26 protein-coding genes are annotated in these 23,917 nt (G+C 66.1%); 12 read left to right on the top strand and 14 right to left on the bottom strand.

Translation table 11 applies throughout. From position 1 onward, the window contains the following. Positions 1–132 precede the first annotated feature (132 nt). The 5 genes from ychF to OXR60_RS03305 all read left to right on the top strand — a co-directional run bounded on the left by ychF (position 133) and on the right by OXR60_RS03305 (position 4,923). Positions 133–1,233: a redox-regulated ATPase YchF gene (ychF, locus tag OXR60_RS03325; RefSeq protein WP_267394008.1), complete on the top strand. Its 1,101-nt coding sequence runs from the start codon at positions 133–135 to the stop codon at positions 1,231–1,233. A gap of 154 nt (positions 1,234–1,387) precedes the next feature. Further along, positions 1,388–1,666: a hypothetical protein gene (locus OXR60_RS03320; RefSeq protein WP_267394006.1), complete on the top strand. Its 279-nt coding sequence runs from the start codon at positions 1,388–1,390 to the stop codon at positions 1,664–1,666. 44 nt (positions 1,667–1,710) lie between these two features. Continuing rightward, the gene (locus tag OXR60_RS03315) at positions 1,711–3,030 is read left to right on the top strand and encodes a hypothetical protein (protein ID WP_267394004.1); all 1,320 of its coding nucleotides are present in this window, start codon (positions 1,711–1,713) and stop codon (positions 3,028–3,030) included. A gap of 80 nt (positions 3,031–3,110) precedes the next feature. Further along, positions 3,111–4,409 carry an alkaline phosphatase family protein gene (locus OXR60_RS03310; protein ID WP_267394002.1) on the top strand — a complete coding sequence of 433 codons (1,299 nt, stop codon included), beginning with the start codon at positions 3,111–3,113 and terminating at the stop codon, positions 4,407–4,409. A 67-nt stretch (positions 4,410–4,476) separates the two neighbouring features. Beyond that, positions 4,477–4,923 carry a MaoC family dehydratase gene (locus OXR60_RS03305; protein ID WP_267394000.1) on the top strand — a complete coding sequence of 149 codons (447 nt, stop codon included), beginning with the start codon at positions 4,477–4,479 and terminating at the stop codon, positions 4,921–4,923. Positions 4,924–5,008: 85 nt separating this feature from the next. On the opposite strand, the gene OXR60_RS03300 is transcribed toward OXR60_RS03305, so the two are convergent. The 5 genes from OXR60_RS03300 to petA all read right to left on the bottom strand — a co-directional run bounded on the left by OXR60_RS03300 (position 5,009) and on the right by petA (position 9,181). Next, positions 5,009–5,686 carry a hypothetical protein gene (locus OXR60_RS03300; protein ID WP_267393999.1) on the bottom strand — a complete coding sequence of 226 codons (678 nt, stop codon included), beginning with the start codon at positions 5,684–5,686 and terminating at the stop codon, positions 5,009–5,011. Positions 5,687–5,810: 124 nt separating this feature from the next. Beyond that, positions 5,811–6,341: an adenine phosphoribosyltransferase gene (locus OXR60_RS03295; protein WP_267393996.1), complete on the bottom strand. Its 531-nt coding sequence runs from the start codon at positions 6,339–6,341 to the stop codon at positions 5,811–5,813. Positions 6,342–6,435: 94 nt separating this feature from the next. Then, on the bottom strand, positions 6,436–7,278 hold the full coding sequence (locus OXR60_RS03290; protein WP_267393994.1) for a cytochrome c1: 843 nt from the start codon (positions 7,276–7,278) through the stop codon (positions 6,436–6,438). 23 nt (positions 7,279–7,301) lie between these two features. After that, positions 7,302–8,588: a cytochrome b N-terminal domain-containing protein gene (locus OXR60_RS03285; protein ID WP_267393992.1), complete on the bottom strand. Its 1,287-nt coding sequence runs from the start codon at positions 8,586–8,588 to the stop codon at positions 7,302–7,304. An 11-nt stretch (positions 8,589–8,599) separates the two neighbouring features. Then, positions 8,600–9,181, bottom strand: coding sequence for a ubiquinol-cytochrome c reductase iron-sulfur subunit (gene petA / locus OXR60_RS03280; RefSeq protein ID WP_267393990.1), 582 nt, complete (start codon positions 9,179–9,181; stop codon positions 8,600–8,602). Positions 9,182–9,351: 170 nt separating this feature from the next. Here petA and OXR60_RS03275 point away from each other — a divergent pair, with 170 nt between their 5' ends. From OXR60_RS03275 to OXR60_RS03260, 4 genes are all read left to right on the top strand, one after another. Further along, complete coding sequence (locus OXR60_RS03275; protein WP_267393989.1) at positions 9,352–9,822, top strand: TrmH family RNA methyltransferase; 471 nt, start codon at positions 9,352–9,354, stop codon at positions 9,820–9,822. 111 nt (positions 9,823–9,933) lie between these two features. Then, positions 9,934–10,152, top strand: a complete 219-nt coding sequence (locus OXR60_RS03270) for a hypothetical protein (protein WP_267393988.1) — start codon at positions 9,934–9,936, stop codon at positions 10,150–10,152. Between the two features lie 85 nt (positions 10,153–10,237). Further along, the gene (gene hemF / locus OXR60_RS03265; RefSeq protein WP_267393986.1) at positions 10,238–11,080 is read left to right on the top strand and encodes an oxygen-dependent coproporphyrinogen oxidase; all 843 of its coding nucleotides are present in this window, start codon (positions 10,238–10,240) and stop codon (positions 11,078–11,080) included. After that, entirely contained in the window at positions 11,071–11,655 is a 585-nt protein-coding gene (locus OXR60_RS03260) for a GNAT family N-acetyltransferase (RefSeq protein WP_267393984.1), read from the top strand. The genes hemF and OXR60_RS03260 overlap by 10 nt, the downstream gene beginning before the upstream one ends. Here the strand turns inward: OXR60_RS03260 and OXR60_RS03255 are convergent. Together OXR60_RS03255 and OXR60_RS03250 are read right to left on the bottom strand one after the other, a co-directional pair. Then, positions 11,652–12,392 (bottom strand): hypothetical protein, encoded by a 741-nt coding sequence (locus tag OXR60_RS03255; protein WP_267393982.1) that lies wholly within the window; start codon positions 12,390–12,392, stop codon positions 11,652–11,654. The two genes, OXR60_RS03260 and OXR60_RS03255, sit on opposite strands and share 4 nt — an antisense overlap. After that, entirely contained in the window at positions 12,389–13,207 is an 819-nt protein-coding gene (locus OXR60_RS03250) for a glycerophosphoryl diester phosphodiesterase membrane domain-containing protein (protein WP_267393980.1), read from the bottom strand. The genes OXR60_RS03255 and OXR60_RS03250 overlap by 4 nt, the downstream gene beginning before the upstream one ends. Positions 13,208–13,302: 95 nt before the next feature. Here OXR60_RS03250 and lipB point away from each other — a divergent pair, with 95 nt between their 5' ends. The 3 genes from lipB (at position 13,303) to OXR60_RS03235 (ending at position 15,232) form a co-directional block, all read left to right on the top strand. Then, positions 13,303–13,989: a lipoyl(octanoyl) transferase LipB gene (gene lipB, locus OXR60_RS03245; RefSeq protein WP_267394087.1), complete on the top strand. Its 687-nt coding sequence runs from the start codon at positions 13,303–13,305 to the stop codon at positions 13,987–13,989. Positions 13,990–14,078: 89 nt separating this feature from the next. Continuing rightward, positions 14,079–14,348, top strand: coding sequence for a hypothetical protein (locus tag OXR60_RS03240; protein WP_267393978.1), 270 nt, complete (start codon positions 14,079–14,081; stop codon positions 14,346–14,348). Positions 14,349–14,533: 185 nt separating this feature from the next. After that, positions 14,534–15,232: a hypothetical protein gene (locus OXR60_RS03235; protein ID WP_267393976.1), complete on the top strand. Its 699-nt coding sequence runs from the start codon at positions 14,534–14,536 to the stop codon at positions 15,230–15,232. A 69-nt stretch (positions 15,233–15,301) separates the two neighbouring features. On the opposite strand, the gene queE is transcribed toward OXR60_RS03235, so the two are convergent. The 7 genes from queE to parE all read right to left on the bottom strand — a co-directional run bounded on the left by queE (position 15,302) and on the right by parE (position 23,738). Further along, positions 15,302–15,934 carry a 7-carboxy-7-deazaguanine synthase gene (gene queE, locus OXR60_RS03230; RefSeq protein ID WP_267393974.1) on the bottom strand — a complete coding sequence of 211 codons (633 nt, stop codon included), beginning with the start codon at positions 15,932–15,934 and terminating at the stop codon, positions 15,302–15,304. Further along, a complete protein-coding gene (gene queC, locus OXR60_RS03225; RefSeq protein WP_267393972.1) occupies positions 15,931–16,641 on the bottom strand; it encodes a 7-cyano-7-deazaguanine synthase QueC in 711 nt (236 codons plus the stop codon). The genes queE and queC overlap by 4 nt, the downstream gene beginning before the upstream one ends. 214 nt (positions 16,642–16,855) lie before the next feature. Continuing rightward, on the bottom strand, positions 16,856–17,767 hold the full coding sequence (locus OXR60_RS03220) for an Hsp33 family molecular chaperone HslO (protein ID WP_267393970.1): 912 nt from the start codon (positions 17,765–17,767) through the stop codon (positions 16,856–16,858). A 73-nt stretch (positions 17,768–17,840) separates the two neighbouring features. Next, a complete protein-coding gene (argF, locus tag OXR60_RS03215) occupies positions 17,841–18,758 on the bottom strand; it encodes an ornithine carbamoyltransferase (RefSeq protein WP_267393968.1) in 918 nt (305 codons plus the stop codon). Positions 18,759–18,803: 45 nt separating this feature from the next. Further along, on the bottom strand, positions 18,804–19,994 hold the full coding sequence (locus tag OXR60_RS03210) for an aspartate aminotransferase family protein (RefSeq protein WP_267393967.1): 1,191 nt from the start codon (positions 19,992–19,994) through the stop codon (positions 18,804–18,806). Between the two features lie 107 nt (positions 19,995–20,101). Then, complete coding sequence (locus OXR60_RS03205) at positions 20,102–21,295, bottom strand: hypothetical protein (protein ID WP_267393966.1); 1,194 nt, start codon at positions 21,293–21,295, stop codon at positions 20,102–20,104. A 460-nt stretch (positions 21,296–21,755) separates the two neighbouring features. Then, entirely contained in the window at positions 21,756–23,738 is a 1,983-nt protein-coding gene (parE, locus tag OXR60_RS03200; RefSeq protein WP_267393965.1) for a DNA topoisomerase IV subunit B, read from the bottom strand. Positions 23,739–23,917: the final 179 nt, after the last annotated feature.

Below are 23,917 nucleotides of genomic sequence, written 5' to 3'. Positions count from 1 at the left end.
CGACAAGACGTTCCCGCTCAGCGACGAGCCGTTGCGAGTGGCATCAGCCTGCCTCGGGCGACCGGGAACGGCTGGCCAACGGCGGCCCCGCCCGGTAAGGCGCCCGCTTTCAGATCAATCGAAGGCCAAGCCATGGGTTTCCGCTGCGGCATCGTGGGCCTGCCAAATGTCGGCAAGTCCACTCTCTTCAACGCGCTCACCGAAACGGCGGCGGCACAGGCCGCCAATTATCCGTTCTGCACGATCGAGCCCAACGTCGGCAACGTCGCGGTGCCGGACGAGCGGCTCAACAAGCTCGCCGCCATCGCCGGTTCGGCCAAGATCATCGAGACGCAGCTCGCCTTCGTCGACATCGCCGGGCTGGTGCGCGGTGCCTCCAAGGGCGAGGGCCTCGGCAACCAGTTCCTCGGCAACATCCGCGAAGTGGACGCGATCGTCCACGTGCTGCGTTGCTTTACCGAGACCGACGTCACCCATGTCGAGGGCAAGGTCGATCCGATCGCCGATGCCGAGACGGTCGAGACCGAGCTGATGCTCTCCGACCTCGAGAGCCTCGAGAAGCGCGTCCCCAATCTGATCAAGAAGGGCCAGCAGGGCGACAAGGAAGCCAAGATCGGCGCGGCGGTGCTCGGCCAGGCGCTCGAACTGCTCCGCGAGGGCAAGCCGGCGCGGCTGACCAAGCCCAAGGATGTCGAGGAAGAGCGCGTGTTTGCGCAGGCGCAGCTGATCACCGCCAAACCGGTGCTCTATGTGTGCAACGTCGACGAGGGCGATGCCGCCAAGGGCAATGCTCTGTCGGCCAAGGTATTCGAGAAGGCAAAGGCCGAGGGTGCCGAGGCGGTGGTCGTCTCGGCGGCGATCGAAGCCGAGATCGCGACAATGCCAGCCGAGGATCGCGGCGACTTCCTCGCCGAGCTCGGGCTGGAGGAGACCGGGCTCGCGCGGGTGATCACCGCAGGCTACAAGTTGCTCCAGCTGCTCACCTTCTTCACCGTCGGCCCCAAGGAGGCACGCGCCTGGACGGTGCATGCCGGCGCCAAGGCGCCGCAGGCCGCGGGCGAGATCCACACCGATTTCGAGCGCGGCTTCATCCGCGCCGAGACGATCGCCTATGACGATTACATCGCCTGTAACGGCGAAACCGGCGCGCGCGACGCCGGCAAGCTGCGCCAGGAAGGCAAGGAATATGTCGTCCATGACGGCGACGTGATGCTGTTCCGCTTCAACGTGTGATCCGGCTGGCGTGGGGAACGTTGGCTGCCTGGCGCCGACGGTCTCCACACTCGCTGCCGCAGGCCTGGGGCAAGCGCCTGAGTGACGCCGCTTGTCCCGCCGCCCCGCGCGGGCTATTCTCCGGGGCGTGGTAATGCGCCTGATCCTTGCCCTGATGCTGGCGATTTTTGCGGTGCCGACCGCGGCGCCTGCGGCCTGCCACGACGCGGCGCTGGCGGCGACGAGCTATCATGCGATGCCGATGCCGGGTGACGGTCACCCCAGGGCGATCCCGGCGCACGGCTGCATCGGCTGCATTCCGCCGTCAGACTGGCTGGCCGCGCGCATCCTGCCGCCGCTGCTCGTGCCGACGCTGATCCCGCACGCGGTGCCGGTGCGGCTCGATCTCGGCGGCGACACGCTGCCCGCACGGCGCCCACCCCGCTTCGCCTGAATGACCCGCCCCCGGGGGCGTTCCTCATTCGAGCGGAGTTTTTGATGATCAAGACACGATGGCTGGCGGCCGTAGCCGCCGCCGCGCTGTTGCCGACGATGGCGGCGGCGCAGGACCACGAGCATCAGGAGGGCATGGCCATGCCGATGCCGGCGATGGGCGGCATGGCGCATCAAACGCCGATGGCCGGGATGGCCGACGACCTCGGCGGCATGGCGGCCATGATCGGCAGCGGCGCCTATGTGCAAGGGTCGGGCACCGCGCGGCTGCCCGCCGACGAAGGCGCCATGCGAGGCAAGATGATCTACGCCGGCAACTGGATGCTGATGGCGCACGGTTATGCCTGGGGCGTCGCGACCGACCAGGGCGGCCCGCGCGGCGCGTCGGCGGCGTTTATCGAGTCGATGGCGATGTTGATGGGCGACACCGACCTAAGCGATCGCCTCCACCTTCAATTGCGCGGCATGGCGAGCCTTGAGCCAGCGATGGGCCAGCGCGGTTTTCCCAATCTGTTCGCAACCGGCGAGGTCGCCGATGGCGCGCCCTTGGTCGATCGCCAGCACCCGCACGACCTGATGATGGAGCTGTCGGCGCGGGTCGATTATCGGCTGGGCAGCGGCGACAGCCTGTTCGTCTATGCAGCCCCGGTCGGCGAGCCGGCGCTGGGGCCGAGCGCGTTCATGCACCGCGGCTCGGCGCGCTACTTGCCGATGTCGCCGATCAGCCATCACTGGTTCGATTCGACGCATATCACCTATGGCGTGGTGACCGCCGGCTATGCGGCGTCGGCCTTCCAGCTCGAAGCCTCGGCATTCCGCGGCCGCGAACCCGACGAGCATCGCTGGGACATCGAGACGCCGGCGCTCGATTCGTGGAGCGTGCGCGGCAGTTGGACGCCCTCGCCGCATTGGGCGGTGCAGGTCAGCCACGGCCGGCTCGACAGCCCGGAGGAACAGCATCCGGGCGAGGACGAGGCGCGGACCACCGCCAGCGTGCAATATGCCACCGGCGGGCTGGCCACGACGGTTGCCTATGCGCTGAAGGACCGGCTGCCCGGCCGGGCGCTGAGCGCGTGGCTCGGCGAGGCCAGCTGGGAGATCGACCGCCACCATGTGATCTTCGGCCGGGTGGAGAATGTCGCCAACGACGAGCTGTTCCCGGACGAGGCGAGCCCGCTCCACGATGCCAAGTTCCGGGTGACGAAGGTGGAGGCGGGCTACGCCTATCGATTGCGGATCAGCGGGCCGCTGGGGGTCGCGCTCGGCGGCACGGTGGCAGGCTATGCCAAGCCGGCGGCGCTGGACACGGCCTATGGCGATCCCGTCAGCTGGACCTTGTTCGCCAAGTTCGCGCTGGGGATCTGACAAGGCCAGCAAGCCCTTCCCCCGCCCTCGCCGCGCGCCTAGAGGGCGGGCGCCCCCACCCCTGATCGGGACGCTGTCCAGTGAAGAACCTGCCCCTGCTCGCCCTCGCCCTGTCGCTCGGCGCCTGCGCCTATCCCTATACGCCCCCCGCGCTGGGCCCCGTCACCCAGCCGGCACCCTATGTCGCCACCGCCGCGGCGCCTGCCGAGGCTCGTGCGCCGGTGACGATCCTGGTCTCGATTGACGGCTTCCGCCCCGATTATCGCAACCGCGGCGTGACCCCGAACCTCAACGCTCTCGCCGCCGCCGGCGTCTCGGCGTCGATGCGCCCATCCTTCCCCTCCGTCACCTTCCCCAACCATTGGACGCTGGTCACCGGCAAGGTGCCCGATCACCATGGCATCGTCGGCAACAAGATGGAGGATCCGTCACGCCCCGGCGAGACCTTCACCATGGCGACCGACGATCCGTTCTGGTGGAATGCCGCCGAGCCGATCTGGGTCAGCGCCGAGAAGGCCGGTATCCGCACCGCGACAATGTTCTGGCCGGGCGCCAATGTCGGCTGGGGCGGCACGCCGATCCCCAACAGCCATGGCGCGATCGCCGGTGCGACCCGGCCCGAGGATTGGCAGCAGTTCAACCAAGCGGTGACCGGCGCACAGCGGGTGGATGCGGTGATCGATTGGCTGCGCCGGCCGGCCGCCACCCGCCCGCGGTTCATCACGCTCTATTTCGACACGGTCGACAGCGCCGGCCATGCCCATGGCCCGCAGGCGCCGGAAACTACCGAGGCCGTGGCCGGGGTGGACGCGCAGATCGGGCGGCTGGTGCAGGGCCTCGCCGGGCTCGGCCAGCCGGCCAATCTGGTGATCGTCGCCGATCACGGCATGGCGGCGACCAGCAGTGACCGGACCATCGCCATGGACCAGCTGGAGGATCCCGCCGATTACCGGCTGGTGGAGACCGGACCCTATGCGACGCTGTTCCCCATGCCCGGCCGCGACGCCGCGGTGGCAAAGGCACTGCTGCGCCCGCACGCCCATCTGACCTGCTGGCGCAAAAGCGAAGTGCCGGCACGGCTGCGCTATGGCACCAATCCGCGCATCCCGCCCTATATCTGCCTCGCCGAACCCGGCTGGATGGTGCTGAAGACCGCGCCGACCACGGCCGGCAGCGGCGGCATGCACGGCTATGACAATCGGGCGCCCGACATGGCGGCATTGTTCCTCGCCAACGGCCCGGCGTTCGCGCGGGGCAAGACGCTGGCGAGCTTCGACAACACCGATATTGCGCCGCTGCTGCGCGACCTGCTGGGCCTGCCGGCGGGCGATCGGCTCGACGGCGACGATGCGCCGTTCAGGGGCGTGCTCCGCCGATGACGCGTTCGGCGGGGCTGCACCTTTGCCAAAGAAGGGTGTAGCCTCGCGGAGACTTGGAGAGCACGGCATGCAATATTTCGAGGATATCGCCGTCGGCGACACGGCGAGCTTCGGCCGTTATGCCGTGACCCGCGAGGAGGTGATCGCGTTCGCTGAACGCTACGATCCGCAACCCTTCCACCTCTCCGACCAAGCCGCGGCTGCGACCCATTTCGGCAGGCTGTCGGCGAGCGGCTGGCACACCTGTGCGATGACCATGGCGATGCTGGTGGAGCATTCGACCGCGATCGGCCACGCAGGTCTCGGCTCGCCTGGGCTCGACGAGCTGAGATGGCTGCGACCGGTATATCCGGGCGATACCTTGCGCTGCGAAACGGAGGTGCTCGACGCACGACGATCGGCAAGCCGGCCCGAAATGGGGCTGCTGAAGAGCCGGATGACCGTGTTCAATCAGGACGACGTGGCGGTGATGACCTTCGTATCGAACCTGATGGTGGCGACACGACCGGCCTGAGGCTCGAGCCGCGTCTGGATGAGCCGTCACCCCGAACGTGTTGGGTGACGGCCCACCGATCCAGCTCAACGGCCGCCCGTAGACCCTAGCGGCGGCTGCCGCGGCCGCCGCCGCGGGGGCCGCCGCGATAGCCACCACCGCCGCCACGGAACCCACCATTGCCCCGGGCCTGCGGCGCTGCCGCAGGCGCCACCGCCTGCGGCGTCGCGTCCGCGCCCTGCGTCACCGCAGCAGCACCGTTGCCACGATTGAAGCCGCCACGGCCACCGTCACCGCGCGGACGGCCCTGGAAGCCGCCAGGTCCGCGGTTGCCCTGGAAACCGGGACCGCGATTGCCCTGGAATCCCGGGCCGCCGGGGCCACGATCGCCGCGGTTGAAGCCGTTCCAGTTGTTCTGGAATCCGCCATTGCCGCGACCGCCGGCGCCACGGCGCCCCTGCCAGTAGCGCCGCTGGCCATCATTCCAGCGGAACGGCCGACGATACTGATCATAGACGTAGATGCCGGTGCCGGGATAATAATAGTCGCCGTACCAGCCGAAATAGGACGAGCCATAGCCCCCATAATAGGGGTCGCCGCCATAATAACCGTCGCCAAAGCCGCCGCCATAACCGCCGTAGCCACCGTCATAATAGCCGTCGGCATAGCCTGCCGGCCCATAGCCGACGCCGACGCCGCTATAGCCATAGCCGTCGGTGCAGCCGGCGGTACCGATGCCGGCACCAATGATCAGGGCAGCAAGCCCTAAACGCTTCAAAAACATGGTGCTCTCCCAAACACATGAGAGGCGCGTGGCGGGCTGGCTTGGCAAAAGCTCGCTAGGCAGGCTGGATACGCGCCGATCGTCGTTCAACGAGGGCGGTCTATCGCAGGTTCCGCCTGAACCGTTAATGACCGGCAAAGGCGATCAGCGAATCCACTGCGATGCCGTCGCCGCGCAAGGCCTCGGCGCCTCCGAGTTCTGGCAGATCGATAACGAATTGAGCCTGCTCGAGCACCGCACCCGCCTTGCGCAGCAGCCGCACCGCGGCACGCGCGGTGCCCCCGGTCGCGATCAAATCGTCGACCAGCAGCACGCGCTGGCCGGGAACCAGCGCATCCTCGTGCATCACGATCCGGTCCTCGCCATATTCAAGCGCATAATCTTCGCCGATCGTCGCCCCGGGGAGCTTGCCGTCCTTGCGGATCAGCAGCACGCCGGCATCGAGCGGCACCGCCAGTGCCGCGGCGAAGATGAAGCCCCGCGCCTCGATGCCGGCAACCAGGTCCACCGGCCCGCGGGTCGCCGCCGCCATCCGCTCGATCGTGGCGGCAAACCCGGCCTTGTCGAGCAACAGCGTGGTGATGTCGCGGAACTGGATACCGGGCTTGGGGAAGTCCGGGATGGTGCGGATCAGTGCCGCGAGGTCATCGTTCATGACCACCTCCCTAGCGTGCGACGGGCGGCGAGGGAAAGACCCTCGCCGCCCGCTGCGCGCAATCCCGGGCGTAGCCGGGATGACGGCGCTGCCCTCAATGCTTCACGTCGCGCCAGACGTTCTGATAGGCGCCCCAGGCGAGGAAGCAGAAGATCACCAGGAAGATGATCGCCCCGAAGCCGGCGGCGTGGCGCGACTCCAGGTTGGGTTCGGCCGTCCAGGTCAGGAATGCCGACACGTCGCGTGCCATCTGGTCGACGCTTGCCTTGGTGCCATCGGCATAGGCGACCTGGTTGTCGGCGGTCAGCGGTGGCGGCATGGCGATGTTGAGATTGGCGAAATACGGGTTGTAGTGAAGGCCCTGCGGGGTCTTGGCGCCGGGGAACTCCTTGAGCAGCGCCGCCGGCTGGGCACGATAGCCGGTGATCAGCGCGTGGATGTAGTTGGGGCCATCCTCGCGTGCCTTGGCCATCAGCGACAGGTCGGGCGGCAGTGCATTGTTGTTGGCGGCGCGGGCGGCGACCTCATTGGCGAAGGGCGACGGGAACCGATCGCTCGGCACGTTCTTGCGCGTCGTCGCCTCGCCGGTGTCGGGGTTGATCGTCGGCTGCTCGATCACCCACTGATTGGCGATCGCCTTCACCTCAGCCTCGGAATAGCCGATCTTGGTGAGGTCGCGGAACGACACGAACTTGAGGCTGTGGCAGGCCGAGCAGACCTCCTTGTACACCTGGAAGCCGCGCTGCACCTGGCGCCGGTCGAACTTGCCGAAGAAACCGTCGGACGACAGCCCGATCGACTGGGGATGCAGGTGGAAGACGTGCTCGGCGGTTTCCGGTGCCGGCTCGGTGATAGCGGTCCTGATCGTGCCGAACAGCGCGAGTCCGAGCACGAACACGAAGACTACGCCGATCAGCGAGGCGATGATGCGAGGCATGAGTGGTTGATCCCCCAGTCGGTTCAGGCTTGCGCCGCGCTTTTGGCCGGGCTGGTGCCGCCCTGCTTTGCCAGCACCGCTTCGGTGATCGAGAAGGGCAACGGCCGTGGCCGCTCGGCGCGCGCCACCCAGGGCAGGATGATCAGGAAGTGGGCAAAATAATAAGCCGCCGCGACCTGGCCGAGCATGACGTTCTTCGCGGTCGCCTCGGCGCCGCCGACATAACCGAGCACCAAAATGTCGATGAGCAGGATGATCAGGAACACGCGATACACGGGCCGGTAATTGGCCGAGCGCACTGGCGAGCTATCCAGCCACGGCAGGAAGAACAGCAGCAGGATCGAGCCGAACATCGCCAGCACGCCCCACAGCTTGGCGGGCAGGATGAAATTGGCGGTGAAGCTCTTGAGGATTGCGTAGAAGGGCAGGAAATACCATTCGGGCACGATGTGCGCCGGCGTCGAGAGCGGATTGGCCTCGATGTAATTGTCCGGGTGGCCGAGCAGGTTCGGACTGAAGAAGATCAGCGCCGCGAACACGAGCATGAACACGCCAAGCCCCACCGCATCCTTGGCAGTGTAATAGGGATGGAACGGCACGGTATCCTGCTCGCCCTTGACCTCGACGCCGGTCGGGTTGTTCGAGCCGGGGATATGGAGCGCCCAGATGTGGAGCACGATCACGCCAGCGATCACGAACGGCAGGAGATAGTGGAGCGAGAAGAAGCGGTTGAGCGTGGCATTATCCGGCGCGAAGCCGCCGAGCAGCCAGATGCGGATGCTGTCGCCGACCAGCGGTATTGCCGAGAAGAAGCCGGTAATCACCTGCGCGCCCCAGAAGCTCATCTGCCCCCAGGGCAGCACATAGCCCATGAACGCGGTGGCCATGATCAGCAGGAAGATGACGACGCCCAGCAGCCACACCATCTCGCGCGGCGCCTTGTACGAGCCGTAATAGAGGCCGCGGCCGATGTGCACATAGACCACGAACAGGAACATCGAGGCACCGTTGGCATGGGCGTAGCGCAGGAACCAGCCGGCGTTGACATCGCGCATGATGCTCTCGATCGAGCCGAAGGCGACGCCGGAATTGGCGGCGAAATGCATCGCCAGCACGATGCCGGTGACGATCTGGATCGCCAGCGCCGCGCCCGAGAGCACCCCGAAGTTCCAGAAATAGTTGAGGTTGCGTGGCACCGGATAACCCGCGCCGACGGCATTGTAGACGAGCCGCGGCATCGGCAGCTTCTCATCGAGCCACCGCATCAGCGGCTGCTTGGGTTGATAGTGTTTGGCCCAGGGAAAGCTCATCTGTCGCTACCTCAACCAACCGTCACGAGCGTGTCGGAATTAAACGTGTAATCGGGCACCGCAAGGTTCTTGGGCGCCGGCCCCTGGCGGATCCGCGCCGCAGTGTCGTAGGCGGAACCATGGCAGGGGCAGAAATAGCCGCCGAACGGTCCCTTGTTCTCGCCCTCGCCGGCGCCGAGCGGCACGCAGCCAAGGTGGGTGCAGACGCCGAGCGTGATCAGCCAATTCTCCTTGCCCGGCTTGGTTCGCTGGGCGAGCGTCTGCGGGTCGCGCAGGCTGGCGATGTCTACCTTGTTGGCTTCAGCGATCTCGGCCGGGGTGAGGTTGCGGACGAACAGCGGCTGCTTGCGGAAGCTCGCCTTGATCGCCTGGCCGGGCGCGATCTTGGAAATGTCGACCTCGGTGGTCGATTGCGCCAGCACGTCGGCCGACGGGTTCATCTGGTTGATGAGTGGCAGCACGATCGCGATCACGCCGACCCCGGCAAAGGATACGGCAGCGATGTTGATGAAATCACGACGGCGAGGATCAGATGCATGTTCGTCGAACGGTTCCGGCGATTCACCGGGTGGGACCGTGCTCTCACTCACCATAAGCCTCAGCCTTTATTATCTTTATGAGGTCGAGAGCCTTGCCGTTAACGGTCCAGGCCCCCGCCGACCCTGCCGTCCCCACGTCAGGATGGCGAAGTGATAGACGGCAGCAATCGCCTTTGCCAACTTCATTTTGCGAGGCGGGGTGCGACGCTGTAGTGGCACGAGCAATGAGGATCGCTCTGTACCAACCCGACATCGCCGGCAATCTCGGCACCATTCTGCGCACCGCGGCCTGCTTCGGGGTGGCGGTGGACGTGATCGAACCGACCGGCTTTCCTTGGGGTGATCGCGGACTCGCGCGTGCCGGGATGGACTATGCGGCGGCGATCACGGTGAGCCGTCATGTCGACTGGGAGGCGTTTCTGGCCACCGTCGACGGCCGGATCGTGCTTGCGACCACCGCGGGCGCGCAGCCGCTGCCGCAGACGACGTTCGCCGCGAGCGACGTGTTGCTGTTCGGATCGGAGAGCGCAGGCGTGCCGCAGGCGGTACACGACCGCGCCGATCTGCGCGTGCGGGTGCCGATGCGCCCCGGCCTGCGCTCGCTCAACGTCGCCGCCTCGGCCGCGATCATCGCCGCCGAGGCGCTGCGCCAGACCGGCGGATGGCCCGACGAGCAGCCCTTGCAGCAAGGGTAAGTCCTTGTGTTTTGGCGCTCGATGGCGCATAACGACGCCATTGGGTCCCCTCGTTGAGCACGGCCTGACTGAGAGATAATGTCGCGCTCCCGCTCAAGTCGAGGAAGCTGCATGTCCCGCGCCATCAACGTCAAGTCTACCGAACAGCAGGTCGTTGCCCTGTGCCGCAAGCACGACGTCACGATCAGCGCGATCGAGTCCCTCCCGTCCGGCGGGACCCGCGTGGTGCTGATGAACGGCGATGCCGCCGAAACCATGCGTACCGCGTTCGGCAAGAACATCCTGACGGGCACCGTCACACGCACCCCGCTGCGCCTGCGCACCGCCTGAGGCGCCAGCGTCGTCTGGCCGACGGTGAGTCGGCCGGCGGCGGCGCAACTCGACTTTGTCCGGCGCATCCCGCTATGGCGCCGCGATGCTGCACCTCGATCACGAACAGTCCGCCGCCCGTAGCTGGTTCGAGGGTCTGCGCACCCGCATCTGCGCCACCTTCGAGGCGATCGAGCGCGAGGCCGGCTCCGACGCATCGTTCGCCTATACGCCCTGGGACCGGATCGATCCCAGCGGCGAGCCGGGTGGCGGTGGCACCCGCGGATTGATGAAGGGCAAGGTGTTCGAGAAGGTGGGGGTCAACGTCTCCACCGTCGGCGGCACCTTCGAGGGCGAGTTCGGCCGCACCATCCATGGTGCCGGCGAGGATCCGCGCTTCTTCGCGACCGGGATCAGCCTGGTCGCGCACATGGCCAATCCGTACGTGCCCGCGGTGCACATGAACACACGCTTCCTGGTCACCACCAAACGCTGGTTCGGCGGCGGCGCCGATCTCAACCCGCCGCTGCCGATCCCCGAGGATACCGACGATTTCCACGCGACGCTGAAGGCGGCGTGCGATGCGCACGACCCGGCCCACTATCCGCGGTTCAAGGATTGGGCGGACGAGTATTTCTACATCCCCCACCGCCAGGTCCACCGCGGCGTCGGCGGCATCTTCTACGATCATCTCGAAGGCGATTTCGACGCCAACTTCGCCTTCACCCGCGATGTCGGCGAGGCGTTCCTGGATGCCTATCCGCGCATCGTCCGCCGCCGGATGGGGCTGCCGTTCACGACCGACGACATCGCCGCGCAACTGGCGTGGCGCGGCCGCTATGCCGAATTCAACCTGGTGTATGATCGCGGCACGCTGTTCGGGCTCAAGACCGGTGGCAATATCGACGCGATCCTGATGAGCCTGCCACCGGTGGCGACATGGGATTGATCGCGGTCACTGCCGGCGAGCTGGCGACGGTGGTGACCACGCTGGAGATGACTCGGCGACCGCCGCTGCGCCCCCTGCCCGCCGCCCCGCTGCGGCTGGTGACCTGGGCAAAGCCGGAACTCGACCATTACCGCACGCTGTTCCGCCGGGTGGGCGGGCCGTGGCTGTGGTACTCGCGGCTGGCGATGGCCGATGACGCGCTGGCGGCGATCATCCATCATCCGGCGATCGGCGTCCATGCGGTGGTCGATCGCGCCGGTATCGAGGTCGGCCTGCTCGAGCTCGATCATCGCCTGCCGGGGTCGTGCGACCTCACCTATTTCGGTCTGGTCCCGGAGCTGGCCGGCAAGGGCATTGGCCGGTGGCTGATGGCCGAGGCGCTGATGCGCGCCTGGTTGCCGGGGACGACGCGGCTGACGGTAAATACCTGTACGCTCGATCACCCGTCGGCGCTCAACTTCTACCGCGCACAGGGTTTTACCGCGGTCAGGCGGACGATCGAGACATTTCCCGATCCGCGCCTGCTTGGGCTGCTGCCGCGCGAAGCCGCGCCGCAGATCCCGCTGCTCGGCTAACGCGCCAGCCGGCGATAGGCGCAGATCGCGATCAGCGCGAGACCGAGCTGGGTCGCCATCGCCACCGCAGCCGCGGCTGCATCGACTAGCGCCACCGCAATCGGATTGCCCCCGCCGCCTTCCCGCAAAGCCGTGTCAGCAAGCAGGAACGGCTGGCCGGCGAGCAGCCCGACCAGATAACCGAATGCCGCCAACCCCATCAGCGACAGCCCCTGCCCGCGGGTGAGCGACAGCGAGCGGCGGATCGCCTGCCAGGCGCCGATCGGCTGCTCGGCGACCAGTACCGGCGCGGTGAGCATCGTCCGCCCGAGCACGTACAGCCCCGGGATCACCAGCACCCACATGCCCAAGCCTGCCGGTATCGAGACCAGCATCATCGCCAGGAAGAAGCGCGGATAAAGAACGAGCGCACGCTTCATCGCGGTGCCGACCGCGGGCCGCGTCGGATCGACGTAAAGCATCATGATCACGGCAAGCCCGTAATAGGCGAGCGCATAAGCCAGGAAGAAGCCGAGGCCATAGCCCTGCACCCACACCGAGACCGCATTGGTCCAGGTTTCGGCGCGCGTCTGTGCATCGGCGATCGCCTGCTCGGGCATCGGCATCGGCGGCACGAACAAGGTGAGCGCATAGGCCGGCAGGAACAGAAACGGCGGCACCACCCGCAGCAGCAGCCCCGCGTCGCGGCGCAGCAGCGCCCAGGCATCGGCGAGCACGCCGGCAAAGGTGATCTTCATGCGGGTAATGGCTGCCTGGCTACAAAGGCGACGTAGAGCTGGGCGACGAATGCCAGCGCGATGGTCGTGAAGATGGTGCTGACGATCGAGCCGACGACGCCTGCAAGGAAGGTCACGGTGGCGGTGGCGTCGCTGCCGAGGATCAGGCGGAAGATCAGGCCGGACACCGAGCTCGCCGCCATCACGGCAATGCCGAAGACGATGCTGAACAGGATCAGGACGCCGACGATGCGCCAAGTGTGGCCCCGCGTCAGCTGCCAGCTGCGGCGCAACGCGCCGAGCCCGCGCTGCTCGTGGAGCACCACCGCATTCAGCACGGCGAGGCGAGCGAACACGAAGAAGGCGATGATGCCTGCCACGAAGCTGTAGAGGCCGGCGAACGCCAGCGCCCCGGGCCGGGCGGCCGCTGGCATCGCACCGGCAGCCATCGCTCGCCAATCCATCCCCGAGGCGCCAAGAGCGACGAGTGCCGGCACGAACAGCAAGGTGATGATCAGGCCAAGCACCAACGATACGCCGATCAGCGGCAGCAGCCGCTTGCTCGCCAGCGCCTGCGCCTCGGTGCGGCCGGTGGTCGGATGGCTCGCAGCGGCGATGATCGCCAGCTCCCCCCACAGCATGACCACCAGCACCACGATCGACAGCAGACCGCCGACCAGCGCGAAGCTCACCGTGCCCGGCGTCGCGTAGGCAACATAGGCATCACGCACGATCGTCGGCACCAGCAGCGTGGGCACGGCGATGCCGGCGAGCATTCCTGCCCGGCCGCTCAGCACCTCGCTGGTGCGATCCCATACATTGCCCATCTTGACCATTGGCTACCCCCGTCTGCCCAGTGCCTTCCCGCGGTGCGATTAGCCCAAGCGCCGTCGCTTGGCCATCGCTTGCAAGCGCGGTGCCCGTGGCCCAGATGGGCCGGGTGACGACGACGGACATACCCGGGCTCGACGGGATCGAATGGCGGGTGACGCCGGGGCTGACCCCTTACGAGGAGGCGCTCGCCGCGATGGAGGCGCGCGCCGCTGCGGTGCTGGCGGGCGAGGCGCGCGAACTGATCTGGCTGCTCGAGCATCCGCCGGTCTACACCGCGGGTACCAGCGCCGATGCCGCCGACCTGATCGACCCGCGCTTTCCAGTGATCGCCACCGGGCGAGGCGGCAAATATACCTACCATGGTCCCGGCCAGCGGATCGGCTATCTCGTGCTCGATCTCAACAAGCGTGGTCGCGATGTGCGCTGCTTCGTCCATGGCGTCGAAGGCTGGGTGATCGCGGCGCTGGCGCGGGTTGGCGTCGACGCGTTTCGCGCCGAAGGCCGCGTGGGCATCTGGACGCGCGACGGCGGCGAGGAAGCCAAGATCGGGGCGATCGGGGTGCGGGTACGGCGCTGGGTCACGCTGCACGGCTTCTCGGTCAACGTCGCCCCTGACCTCGGCCATTTCGGCGGGATCGTGCCATGCGGGCTGCCGGATTTCGCCGTCACCAGCCTCAAAGCGCTCGGAAACGACACCGATCTTGCAACTTTCGACGCCGCGCTGGCGTTCACCGCCGAGCCTTTCCTCGATACTCTTTCTTGCGACCTTGAAAACGGGGCTTGAGGGCGTGGGCTTATCGAATTAATGTCCACCACGATTTGGGTATTAAAAGGGCCAGCAAGCCTCCAAATCCTCTTTCTAGGGAGCTTCCAATGCGTGCACTCATCTCCAAGGTTCTGACCGGTTCGCTGATCGCCGGCGCCGCGCTGGCCGTTTCGGCTTGCGGTCCGAAGACCGAGACCACGACCGAGAACACCATGGTCACTGACATGAACACGACCGACGACATGGGCACCATGTCCGACAACATGACCGCGGTCGACGGTTCGATGAACGGTGGCGCGATGGCCAACGACACGGGCGCCATGGGTAACGACACCATGATGACCACCAACACGACCACGACCACCAACGCGATGTAATTCCCACTCGGGAATTAATACGTTGATGAAACGGCCGTCCGGGCAACCGGGCGGCTTTTTCTTTGTTCCGCGGCCTGGCGCGCGCCTGCGTCGACTGATCGGCGATTGTCGTTAATGGGGGATTGGGTCAGCGGGCAAATGGCTCTAGAATCGCTGGCGAATACTTCGGGTGAGGATCGATTGAGATGACGATGTTGCGTAGCGCCTTTGCCGTCGGCGGCATGGCCTTGAGCCTGGCAGCAGCCGCGCCGGCCTCGGCGCAGTTCTTCCTGCGCTCGCACGATTTCCGCGGCGATGTGGTGCGCGGCGACGAAGAAGGGCTCGGCCAGGCGCTACCGGGGTCGACCGAGGCGGAACGGCGTGCCGCAGTGATGTGGAGCATGCGCGCCGCGCTGAACGTGGCGGCGCTGCAATGCCAGTTCGAACCGACGCTGCTCACCGTCCCGAATTACAATGCGGTGATCAAGGATCATGAGGCCGAGCTCAAGGCCTCGTTCGACACCCTCACCAAATATTTCAACCGCGTCGCCAAGACCAAGGCGCTGGGCCAGGTGGCGCTCGACCAGTTCGGCACCCGCACCTATTCGGGCTATGCCACGGTCGCGGCACAATATGGGTTCTGCCAGACCGCCAGCGTGATCGGCCGCGACGCGGTGTTCGTCCCGCGCGGCAGCTTCAACGTGATCGCACATGAGCGGATCCGTGAACTGCGCAACAGCCTGGTGCCCTATGGCGAGCAGCATTTCTCCACCTATCTGCGCCGCGATTACGCGTCACTGCCGGTGCTCGACCCCAAATGCTGGGACAAGAAGGGCAGCTGGGTGGCCAAGAAGTGCGGTGTCAGCAGCTGGCCGCCCTCGGGCATCGCCACTGCGGCTCGCTGATCGTCTCGCGGCGTTGATCATCGTCATCCTGGGCGTGGCCCGGGATGACGAGGGCCTCCGGGGAAGCGCTTAGCGCAATCCCAGGAACTTGTGGGTCTGCAGCGTCAGGCGCCAGTGCGGCCGCGCCATCACCACCGCGATCGCCGCCTCGGTGTTGGCGGCATGATTGGCATCGTCGAGCGGCTGCAGAAGCCGGTGGGTGAAAGCCCAGCCTTCCATCTCGTCGATATCGCTGCCGGTCTGCGGCCAGACCAGCTTGAGCTCGTCGCCGGTGCGCTGGACGACGGTGCTGCCCGCCTTGGGGCTGACGCAGATCCAATCAAGCCCCGGATGCGCCGCGAGCGTGCCGTTGCTCTCCACCGCGATCCTGAAGCCGGCATCGTGCAGCGCCCCCACCAGGGCATCATCGATCTGCAGCATCGGCTCGCCGCCGGTGAGAACGACAAAGCGGTTTTCCGCGCCCTCACCCCAGAACCCCGTCACCGCCGCGACCAGTGCCGCGGCATCGGCGAACTTGCCGCCGCCCAGCCCGTCGGTGCCAACGAAGTCGGTGTCGCAGAAGCGGCATACCGCCGTCGCCCGATCAGCCTCGCGGCCGCTCCACAGATTGCACCCGGCAAAGCGCACGAAGACCGCGCGGGCGCCGGCGTTCACCCCCTCGCCCTGCAGGGTCAGGAACATCTCCTTGACGGCATAGCTCATGGCCTGACGGCATACACCGTGGGATCAGCGACGCCTGCCTCCTCGAAGCCCTTGGCGCGCAGCCGGCAGCTGTCGCACAGCCCGCAATGCTCGCCCGCCGGCGTGGGGTCGTAGCACGACCAGCTCAGCCCCATGTCGAGCCCAAGCCGCGCACCCTCTCGAACGATGTCCGCCTTGGTCATGTGCTGGAGCGGCGCGTGGATCTTGAACGGCTCGCCCTCGACGCCCGCCTTGGTGGCAATCTCCGCCAACTCTTCGAACGCGGCGATGAATTCGGGACGGCAGTCGGGATAACCGGAATAATCGAGCGCGTTGACGCCGATGAACAGGTCGCGCGCGCCCGCCGCCTCGGCCCAGCCGAGCGCGAGGCTGAGGAAGATGGTGTTGCGCGCGGGCACATAGGTTACCGGGATGCCCCCCCCGCCGTCCGCGCCGACGCCGTCCTTGGGCACGTCGATATCGTCGGTCAGTGCCGAGCCGCCAAAGGCGGAGAGATCGAGCGGCAGCACGATGTGGCGCTCGGCGCCGAGCGCGGCGGCGACACGGGCGGCGGCGGCGAGCTCGATGCGGTGACGCTGGTTATAGTCGATCGACAGCGCGAGCAGCCGATAGCCGGCCTCACAGGCGCTGGCGGCGGAGATCATCGAGTCGAGCCCGCCGGAGACGAGCACGACAGCCAGCGGTGCGGCCTGAGGTTGAGTTGCCATGATCCGCGCGGCGCTAGGCCAAGCGCGCGCAAAAAGAAAGGGCCGCGGTGGTCCGCGGCCCTTAGGGAAGAGCAAAGCTCTTTAGGGAGAAAAGCGTGCCGAAAGAAAGCACTCACCCCGCTTAAGGGCTGCAGGTGAAAAGCGCGTTAACGCCCGCCGTTCCCGCCGAAACAAGCTGGAACGGCAGCCGGTGAGCGCAGCGGGACGGATCGAGTCATGCGGCCGCAACCGCCTCTGCAGGAACGGGAAACTTGGTCGAGCAGAAAGCGCAATCGACCTGGATCAAGCCGTGCTCGTCCGCCATCTCGCGCCGCTCCTCGGCCGAGAATTTGGCGAGCACCCCGGCAATATATTCGGCGTTGCAGCGGCAGCCACGGCTGAGCGGCGTCGAGGCGAGAGCGCGCACCTCCGGCTCCTCGTTGAACAATCGCCACACCAGCGTTTCCAGCGGCAGTGCCGGATCGGCGAGCTCGTCCACTCCCATGGTGCCACCGAGGGCAGCGACATGCTCCCATTCGGGATGATCCAGCCGGGTATGCAGCCGCTCGCGGCCGACCTCTCCCTCGGGTAGATGCTGGAGAAACAGCCCGCCATCGATCGTATGGCCGTCGGCATCACGGGTGATACCGACACGGACCAGGCTCGGGATCTGCTCCGACTGGATGAAATAGCTCTCCGCCGCCTCGGCGAGCGTATCACCGTCGAGCGGAACGATGCCCTGATACCGCTCGCCGCTGGTCGCGAGATCGAAGGTGATGGCGAGATAGCCCTGGCCGAACAGCGCGAACAGCGTCGGCTTCTCCGGCGCCTGGGCGAGCTTCTCGGCATCATATTGGATATAACCGCGCAGCTCGCCGCCACGATAGTCGCACACCAGCAGCTGGACGACGCCGCTGTCGCTGCGGGTCTGCATGGTCAGCTGGCCCGCGGGATCCTTGAGTGTCGAGCCGATCAGCGCGGCCAGCGTCAGCGCCTCGGCGAGCAGCGCCTCGATCGCAGGGGGATAGGCATGGGCGGCGAGCACCGCGTCGAGCGTCGGCCCGAGGCGAACAACACGACCACGCGCGCTGCGAGAGGGGATCGCGAAGCCGAGCGCGCGATCCAGATCGATGGTGGTTTCTTGCATGTCGCCCAAATGGGAACCGATGCTCGCAGGATCAACAGGGTCAAGGCGACCAGCTCGGGGCGGCCGCGCCGCGTCAGCCGATCTGGCCAAACACCCAGCGCAGCACGGCCTTCTGCGCGTGCAAGCGGTTCTCCGCCTCGGCCCAGATCAGCGATTGCGGGCCATCGATCACCTCGGGGGTGACCTCCTCGCCGCGGTGCGCGGGGAGGCAGTGGAGGAACTTCGCATCCGGCTTGGCGCGCGCCATCAGCGCCGCATCGACCTGATAGGGCGCGAGCGCGGCGAGCTTGGTCTCGGCATGCGCCTGGCCCATCGAGATCCAGGTATCGGTGACGACGATATCCGCGCCCTCCACCGCTTCCTGCGGCGAGGCGACCACCCGCGCGCGGCCGGACGCCCGGGCGATCGCCTGCTCCTCCAGCTGGAACCCCTGCGGGCAGGCCGCAACGACGTCGAACTGCATCAGCGCCGAGGCCTCGACGATCGATGCGAGCACGTTGTTGCCGTCGCCCAGCCACGCCACCTTGAGCCCGGGCAGCGCCTTGCCGCTCTCGATGATCGTCAGCAGATCGGCCATGATCTGGCATGGATGCGAGGCATCGGTGAGACCGTTGATCACCGGCACGGAGGCGTAATGCGCCATCTCCTCCACCTTGGCGTGATCGTCGGTGCGGATCATGATCGCATCGGCATAGCCTGACAGCACGCGCGCGGTATCGGCCACGCTCTCGCCGCGGCCGAGCTGCATGGTACCGGCATCCATCACGATTGAGCTGCCACCGAGCTGGCGGATTGCCATGTCGAAGCTGACGCGGGTGCGGGTGGAATTTTTCTCGAACACCATCGCCAGCGCGTGCCCGGCAAGTGGGGCATCGGCATCGACCTTGCCCTTGGGCCAACCCGCGCGCGCGGCCTTTCGATCGATCGCATCGGCCAGCATCGCGGCAATGCCGTCGGCACCGGCATCGGTGAGGTTGAGGAAGTGGCGCATGATATTTACCCTAAACCCCTCTTCCACCGGGAGAGGGAAGATCGCTCAATCGTCGCTGGCGGGAACGTAGACCCGGGCGGCATTGCTCAGTTTCTCGATCGCCTCGGCGATGTGACTTTCATCGATCACGAGCGGCGGCACCAGGCGCACGACGTTCTCACCCGCCGAGACGGTGAGCAGCTGATGCTCGTCGCGCAGGAAGCCGACGAAGGCGCGTGCGTCGCTCTTGAGCTTGAGGCCAAGCATCAGCCCGTGGCCGCGGACCTCCTCGAACAGATGATCGTGATTAGGGATCATCTGTTCGAGCGCCTGGCGCAGCCGTTGGCCCATCTGCTCGACATGCTCGAGGAAGCCCGGCTCGTGGAGCACCTCGAACACTGCCTCGCCCGCGGCCATCGCCAGCGGGTTGCCGCCATAGGTGGAGCCATGGGTGCCGAACACCATGCCCTTGGCGGCCTGTTCAGTCGCCAGGCACGCGCCGAGCGGGAAGCCGCCGCCGATGCCCTTGGCTACCGCCATGATATCGGGCGTGACGCCGTATAGTTCGTGCGCGAAGAACTTGCCGGTGCGCCCATAGCCGCACTGGACCTCGTCGAGCACCAGCAGCAGGCCATGCTCGTCGCATGCCTTGCGCAAGCCCTGGAGGAAGGCCGGGCTTGCGGGGCGCAACCCGCCTTCGCCCTGGATCGGCTCGACCAGGAAGCCGGCGGTAGTGTCGTCGATCAGCGCCAGTGCCGCATCGAGATCGTCGAATGGCGAGTAGGCGAAACCCGGCAGCAGCGGCTCGAACCCGTCGCGCATCTTGGCTTGGTTGGTCGCGCTGATCGCGCCGAGCGTGCGCCCGTGGAAGGCGTTGTGGAAGGTGATCAGCGTGTGGCGCTGCGGATTGCCGTTGGCGAAGTGATAGCGGCGTGCGGTCTTGATCGCGCATTCCACCGCTTCGGCGCCCGAGTTGGTGAAGAACACCGTGTCGGCGAAGGTGGTGTCGACCAGCTTCTGCGCGAACGCCTCGCCCTGCGGCGAGCCGTAGAGATTGGAAACGTGCATCAGCGTCGCCGCCTGGGTGGCGATCGCCTCGACCAGCTTCGGATGGCCGTGGCCGAGCGCGTTGACCGCGATCCCGGCCGCGAAATCGAGATAGCGGGTGCCGTCCTCGCCGAACAGATAGACCCCCTCGCCTCGCACCGGACGCACCCCGCACCGTGGGTAAACGGGCATGAGCGCAGGTGTAGACACGGGCCTTCTCCTCTCGAAAACGAGAAAGGGCGGCCCGTCGTGGGCCGCCCGGAGCGGTCTAATACTGGGGGTAAGACGGCCGGGTCAACACCGGCGTCCTGCTAACGCTATGATGATTTGGCTTGCACCTTGGCGACAGGCGTAAGATCGACGATGTCGACACGCCGTTTATTGGCACGGAACGTCATGCGCGATCCGGTCGGGCTCTGCTTATCGCTCACAAACAAATAGCGTTCGACCCGCATCACACCCGGCGCATCGGCCGCCCCCTTGAGCGGAAGGTAACGGCGCTGGCGCAGCGCGCGTGTTGCCACCTCAAGCCACTGTCCGTTTAGGTGATCCGACTGACGGACCGTATCGATGTCCTTGACCGTTCCATCGGGCGCGATCCAGAAGCTGACATCCGCCCATTGCGGCGTGTCGTCGCCAACGGCAGCTCCATAGACGGCATCCTGCATGTCGATCGCCGGGGCATAAGCCAGCGTCGGCTGATCGCTATCCTCAGGCTCCATTTGCGCGATCGCCTTCTGCAGCGCAATGTCCTTGTCCTTGGCATTGGCCAGTCGCACCCTCATCAACCGAACGCCATTCCGATAGGGAGCAAAGGCAGGATCAGGATTGTTTTCGATCCGCTCGATGGCGCGTTGGGCGTCTGGCCGCGCTCTCGGTGCTACACTTGCCACGGCGGAGAGCAGTACAGCGCTGCGAAACAGCGCCATTCCCTCGACAGCTGGAAGATGCGCCCGACGGGCTTTGGTCGCAACCCAGCGATAGTGGAGAAGCGCGCCATCGAGCCGGCCTTCCTTTGCCATTGCGTCGCCCACCTCCAGCCGCTGCGCGAACACTCGCACATCATCCCCCGATAGTCCCTTCTTTAGGGCATCCACGGCATCGATGGATCCAATCCGAGCCGGATCTATTAATCCACTGACGGATGCTAGCCGAGCGTTTGCGCGATGGAGATCTGACACTTCGACCGGTAGCTCCGCAGCATATTTACTGTTGCGATGCCGTGCCGCAAGTAAGGTCGTTCGGCTTCCTTGATAATCGCCGGCAACAAACTGATTTTCAGCATGCGTCAGCGAGGCAGCAATATCCTCCTTCGGCGAGCAATGCCGAGCGAGACAAGCCGCAAGCGCCGCAGCACTTGCTTCGGGCCGCTGCGCCGTGATGACGATCGTGTCGTCAGGATCGCCTGACTTAGCATCAACCTTTCCAACCAAGGCGGTAGCCGTCTGAACCATAGGTGGCATTACCGCTGCTCCGGTCTGCAGCATCAACATCATCGCCAGCGTTGCCATGGTTAACTCTCCCGACACGATCTACTACCAGCTGATTATGCAACGTAAAGAAGTCGCAAGCAAATGAAAGGTCCAGTGGAAACAAAACTAAAGATGCTACCCTCCTTCTGTCATCTGCTTGGCTAAGCGTCGGCAAGGCGATGTTAGCTGACACCTGGCGACTTTCAATTTTTGGCGGAGCAATGCGCGACTGAGCCGCGCCACGAGACCAACGAAGGATCACGTATGAGGCGTACACGCCATGATCGCCGCGTCATTACCGCCGCATCGGCAGCGAGCCTGATCGAAGGTGTGTCGGGCTCAGCCGCAGCGCGTACGCAGCCGCTGCACGCCACGGTCCCACCGCAAGTGTTCAGGAACTCGGTACGGCTGGCGGTAGGCTGGATTTCATTTTAAATCAGGTATGCGTCGGTGTGGCGCGGTGTGACACGCGGGCATTCGCATCTAGCTGAACGGATGATCAGGCGTCGATAGCTTCCTCGTCGAGCCGCCCGGCATTCTCCTGGATGAACGCAAAGCGATGGGCGGGATTGTTGCCCATCAGACGGTCGACCAGGTCTTTCACCCCTGCCCGCTCCTCATATTCCTGCGGCAGGGTGATGCGGATCATGCCGCGGGTGGCGGGATCCATCGTGGTCTCGCGCAGCTGCCCGGGGTTCATCTCGCCGAGGCCCTTGAAGCGCGAGACTTCCACCTTCTTGCCCTTGAACGGCCCCGCCTCGATCGCGGCGCGATGGGCGTCGTCGCGGGCGTACATGGATTTGGCGCCGGCGGTGATCCGGTACAGGGGCGGCTGGGCAAGGTGGAGATGACCGCGGCGGACCAGATCTGGCATTTCCTGGAAGAAGAAGGTCATCAGCAGCGTCGCGATATGGGCGCCGTCGACGTCGGCGTCGGTCATGATCACAATGCGCTCGTAGCGCAGCTGACTGGCGTCGCACTCCTTGCGGGTACCGCAGCCCAGCGCCTGGATCAGATCCGCGATCTCCTGATTAGCGAGTATCTTGGCGCTGGTCGCGCTGGCGACGTTGAGGATCTTGCCGCGGATCGGCAGGATCGCCTGGGTCTTGCGATCGCGTGCTTGCTTGGCCGAGCCGCCGGCGCTGTCGCCCTCGACGATGAACAGCTCGGTGCCGGCAGGGTTGTCCGCCGAGCAATCGGTGAGCTTGCCCGGCAGGCGCAGCTTGCGCGCGCTGGTCGCGGTCTTGCGCTTGACCTCGCGCTCCTGCTTGCGACGCAGACGATCATCAAGCCGCTCGAGCACATAGCCGAGCAGCGCCTTGCCGCGCTCCATATTGTGGCCGAGCCAATGATCGAAATGATCGCGCACCGCCTTCTCGACCAGCCCCGCCGCCTCGGGCGAGGTCAGCCGGTCCTTGGTCTGGCTCTGAAATTGCGGATCGCGGATGAACACCGACAGCATCAGCTCGCTGCCGACCATCACGTCGTCGGCGGTGATCTCCTTGGCCTTCTTCTGGTTGACCAGTTCACCGAATGCGCGGAGCCCGCGGACCAGCGCCTGGCGCAGGCCCTGCTCATGGGTGCCGCCATCGGGCGTCGGAACGGTGTTGCAATACCAGCTGTAGCTGCCGTCGCTCCAAAGCGGCCAGGCGACCGCCCACTCGACCCGGCCCTGGTCCTCGCCCGGAAAGGCCTGCTGGCCCGCAAAGAAGTCGGCGGTGGCGCATTCGCGCCCGGCAACCTGCTCCTTGAGATGATCGGCCAGGCCGCCGGGAAACTGGAACACCGCCTCGGCCGGCACGTCGTCGCCGACCAGCTCGGGCGCGCACTTCCAGCGGATTTCGACACCGGCGAACAGATAGGCCTTGGAGCGGGCCAACGTGTACAGCCGCTTGGGCTTGAAGCTGAGCTCCGGTCCGAAGATCTCGGTATCGGGTGTGAAGGCCACGGAGGTGCCGCGGCGGTTGGGCGCGGCGCCGACATGCTCGAGCGGCGCGAGTGCCAGGCCCTTGGCGAACCGCTGGCGATAGAGCTGCCGATCGCGCGCGACCTCCACCACCGTATCCGACGACAAGGCGTTGACCACCGAGGCGCCGACGCCGTGGAGACCGCCGCTGGTCGCATAGGCCTTGCCCGAAAACTTGCCGCCCGAGTGGAGCGTGGTGAGGATCACCTCCAGCGCCGACTTGTCGGGAAACTTTGGGTGCGGGTCTACCGGCATGCCGCGACCGTTGTCGACGATGGTCAGCCGATTGCCCGGCTCTAGCGTGATGTCGATGCGCGTGGCGTGGCCCGCCACCGCTTCGTCCATCGCATTGTCGAGCACCTCGGCGGCGAGATGATGCAGCGCGCGCTCATCGGTGCCGCCGACATACATGCCCGGGCGGCGGCGGACGGGTTCGAGCCCTTCCAGCACCTCGATTGAAGAAGCATCATAAACGGGAGCCGCCTTGGCGGACGAAGCGAACAGATCTTCAGGCATCAGCCAATGATATAGGCAGTGTTCGCGGTTCGTGCCAAGCGCCTCGGGCATTGCAACCGCCGATCGCCCCTTGCGTGGCGGCGATGATGCCTGGCTGTAAGGAATGATTGCGCGGCGCCGACCGCTGCATACCCGCGCCACCCGGGCTCGTTCCTGTCGCATCAATGCCAGGGAGAATT

The sequence above is a fragment of the Sphingomonas sp. GC_Shp_5 genome, assembly GCF_026540855.1.
Lineage (GTDB): Bacteria > Pseudomonadota > Alphaproteobacteria > Sphingomonadales > Sphingomonadaceae > Sphingomonas.
The sequence above is the reverse complement of the archived record's forward strand: the minus strand, read 5'-3'. Positions and strand labels throughout refer to the sequence as shown.

What these genes read in the sequence shown, in the direction of transcription:
- argF (WP_267393968.1), bottom strand. Translation starts at nt 18,758, where the DNA reads ATGCGCCACTTCCTCAACCTCACCGATGCCGGTGCCGACGGCATTGCC.
- OXR60_RS03220 (WP_267393970.1), bottom strand. Translation starts at nt 17,767, where the DNA reads ATGCAAGAAACCACCATCGATCTGGATCGCGCGCTCGGCTTCGCGATC.
- ychF (WP_267394008.1), top strand. Translation starts at nt 133, where the DNA reads ATGGGTTTCCGCTGCGGCATCGTGGGCCTGCCAAATGTCGGCAAGTCC.
- queC (WP_267393972.1), bottom strand. Translation starts at nt 16,641, where the DNA reads ATGGCAACTCAACCTCAGGCCGCACCGCTGGCTGTCGTGCTCGTCTCC.
- OXR60_RS03270 (WP_267393988.1), top strand. Translation starts at nt 9,934, where the DNA reads ATGTCCCGCGCCATCAACGTCAAGTCTACCGAACAGCAGGTCGTTGCC.
- lipB (WP_267394087.1), top strand. Translation starts at nt 13,303, where the DNA reads ATGGGCCGGGTGACGACGACGGACATACCCGGGCTCGACGGGATCGAA.
- OXR60_RS03205 (WP_267393966.1), bottom strand. Translation starts at nt 21,295, where the DNA reads ATGGCAACGCTGGCGATGATGTTGATGCTGCAGACCGGAGCAGCGGTA.
- OXR60_RS03260 (WP_267393984.1), top strand. Translation starts at nt 11,071, where the DNA reads ATGGGATTGATCGCGGTCACTGCCGGCGAGCTGGCGACGGTGGTGACC.
- OXR60_RS03295 (WP_267393996.1), bottom strand. Translation starts at nt 6,341, where the DNA reads ATGAACGATGACCTCGCGGCACTGATCCGCACCATCCCGGACTTCCCC.
- hemF (WP_267393986.1), top strand. Translation starts at nt 10,238, where the DNA reads ATGCTGCACCTCGATCACGAACAGTCCGCCGCCCGTAGCTGGTTCGAG.
- OXR60_RS03255 (WP_267393982.1), bottom strand. Translation starts at nt 12,392, where the DNA reads ATGAAGATCACCTTTGCCGGCGTGCTCGCCGATGCCTGGGCGCTGCTG.
- OXR60_RS03305 (WP_267394000.1), top strand. Translation starts at nt 4,477, where the DNA reads ATGCAATATTTCGAGGATATCGCCGTCGGCGACACGGCGAGCTTCGGC.
- queE (WP_267393974.1), bottom strand. Translation starts at nt 15,934, where the DNA reads ATGAGCTATGCCGTCAAGGAGATGTTCCTGACCCTGCAGGGCGAGGGG.
- OXR60_RS03300 (WP_267393999.1), bottom strand. Translation starts at nt 5,686, where the DNA reads ATGTTTTTGAAGCGTTTAGGGCTTGCTGCCCTGATCATTGGTGCCGGC.
- OXR60_RS03315 (WP_267394004.1), top strand. Translation starts at nt 1,711, where the DNA reads ATGATCAAGACACGATGGCTGGCGGCCGTAGCCGCCGCCGCGCTGTTG.
- petA (WP_267393990.1), bottom strand. Translation starts at nt 9,181, where the DNA reads ATGGTGAGTGAGAGCACGGTCCCACCCGGTGAATCGCCGGAACCGTTC.
- OXR60_RS03240 (WP_267393978.1), top strand. Translation starts at nt 14,079, where the DNA reads ATGCGTGCACTCATCTCCAAGGTTCTGACCGGTTCGCTGATCGCCGGC.
- OXR60_RS03275 (WP_267393989.1), top strand. Translation starts at nt 9,352, where the DNA reads ATGAGGATCGCTCTGTACCAACCCGACATCGCCGGCAATCTCGGCACC.
- OXR60_RS03250 (WP_267393980.1), bottom strand. Translation starts at nt 13,207, where the DNA reads ATGGTCAAGATGGGCAATGTATGGGATCGCACCAGCGAGGTGCTGAGC.
- OXR60_RS03235 (WP_267393976.1), top strand. Translation starts at nt 14,534, where the DNA reads ATGACGATGTTGCGTAGCGCCTTTGCCGTCGGCGGCATGGCCTTGAGC.
- OXR60_RS03320 (WP_267394006.1), top strand. Translation starts at nt 1,388, where the DNA reads ATGCTGGCGATTTTTGCGGTGCCGACCGCGGCGCCTGCGGCCTGCCAC.
- OXR60_RS03290 (WP_267393994.1), bottom strand. Translation starts at nt 7,278, where the DNA reads ATGCCTCGCATCATCGCCTCGCTGATCGGCGTAGTCTTCGTGTTCGTG.
- OXR60_RS03285 (WP_267393992.1), bottom strand. Translation starts at nt 8,588, where the DNA reads ATGAGCTTTCCCTGGGCCAAACACTATCAACCCAAGCAGCCGCTGATG.
- parE (WP_267393965.1), bottom strand. Translation starts at nt 23,738, where the DNA reads ATGCCTGAAGATCTGTTCGCTTCGTCCGCCAAGGCGGCTCCCGTTTAT.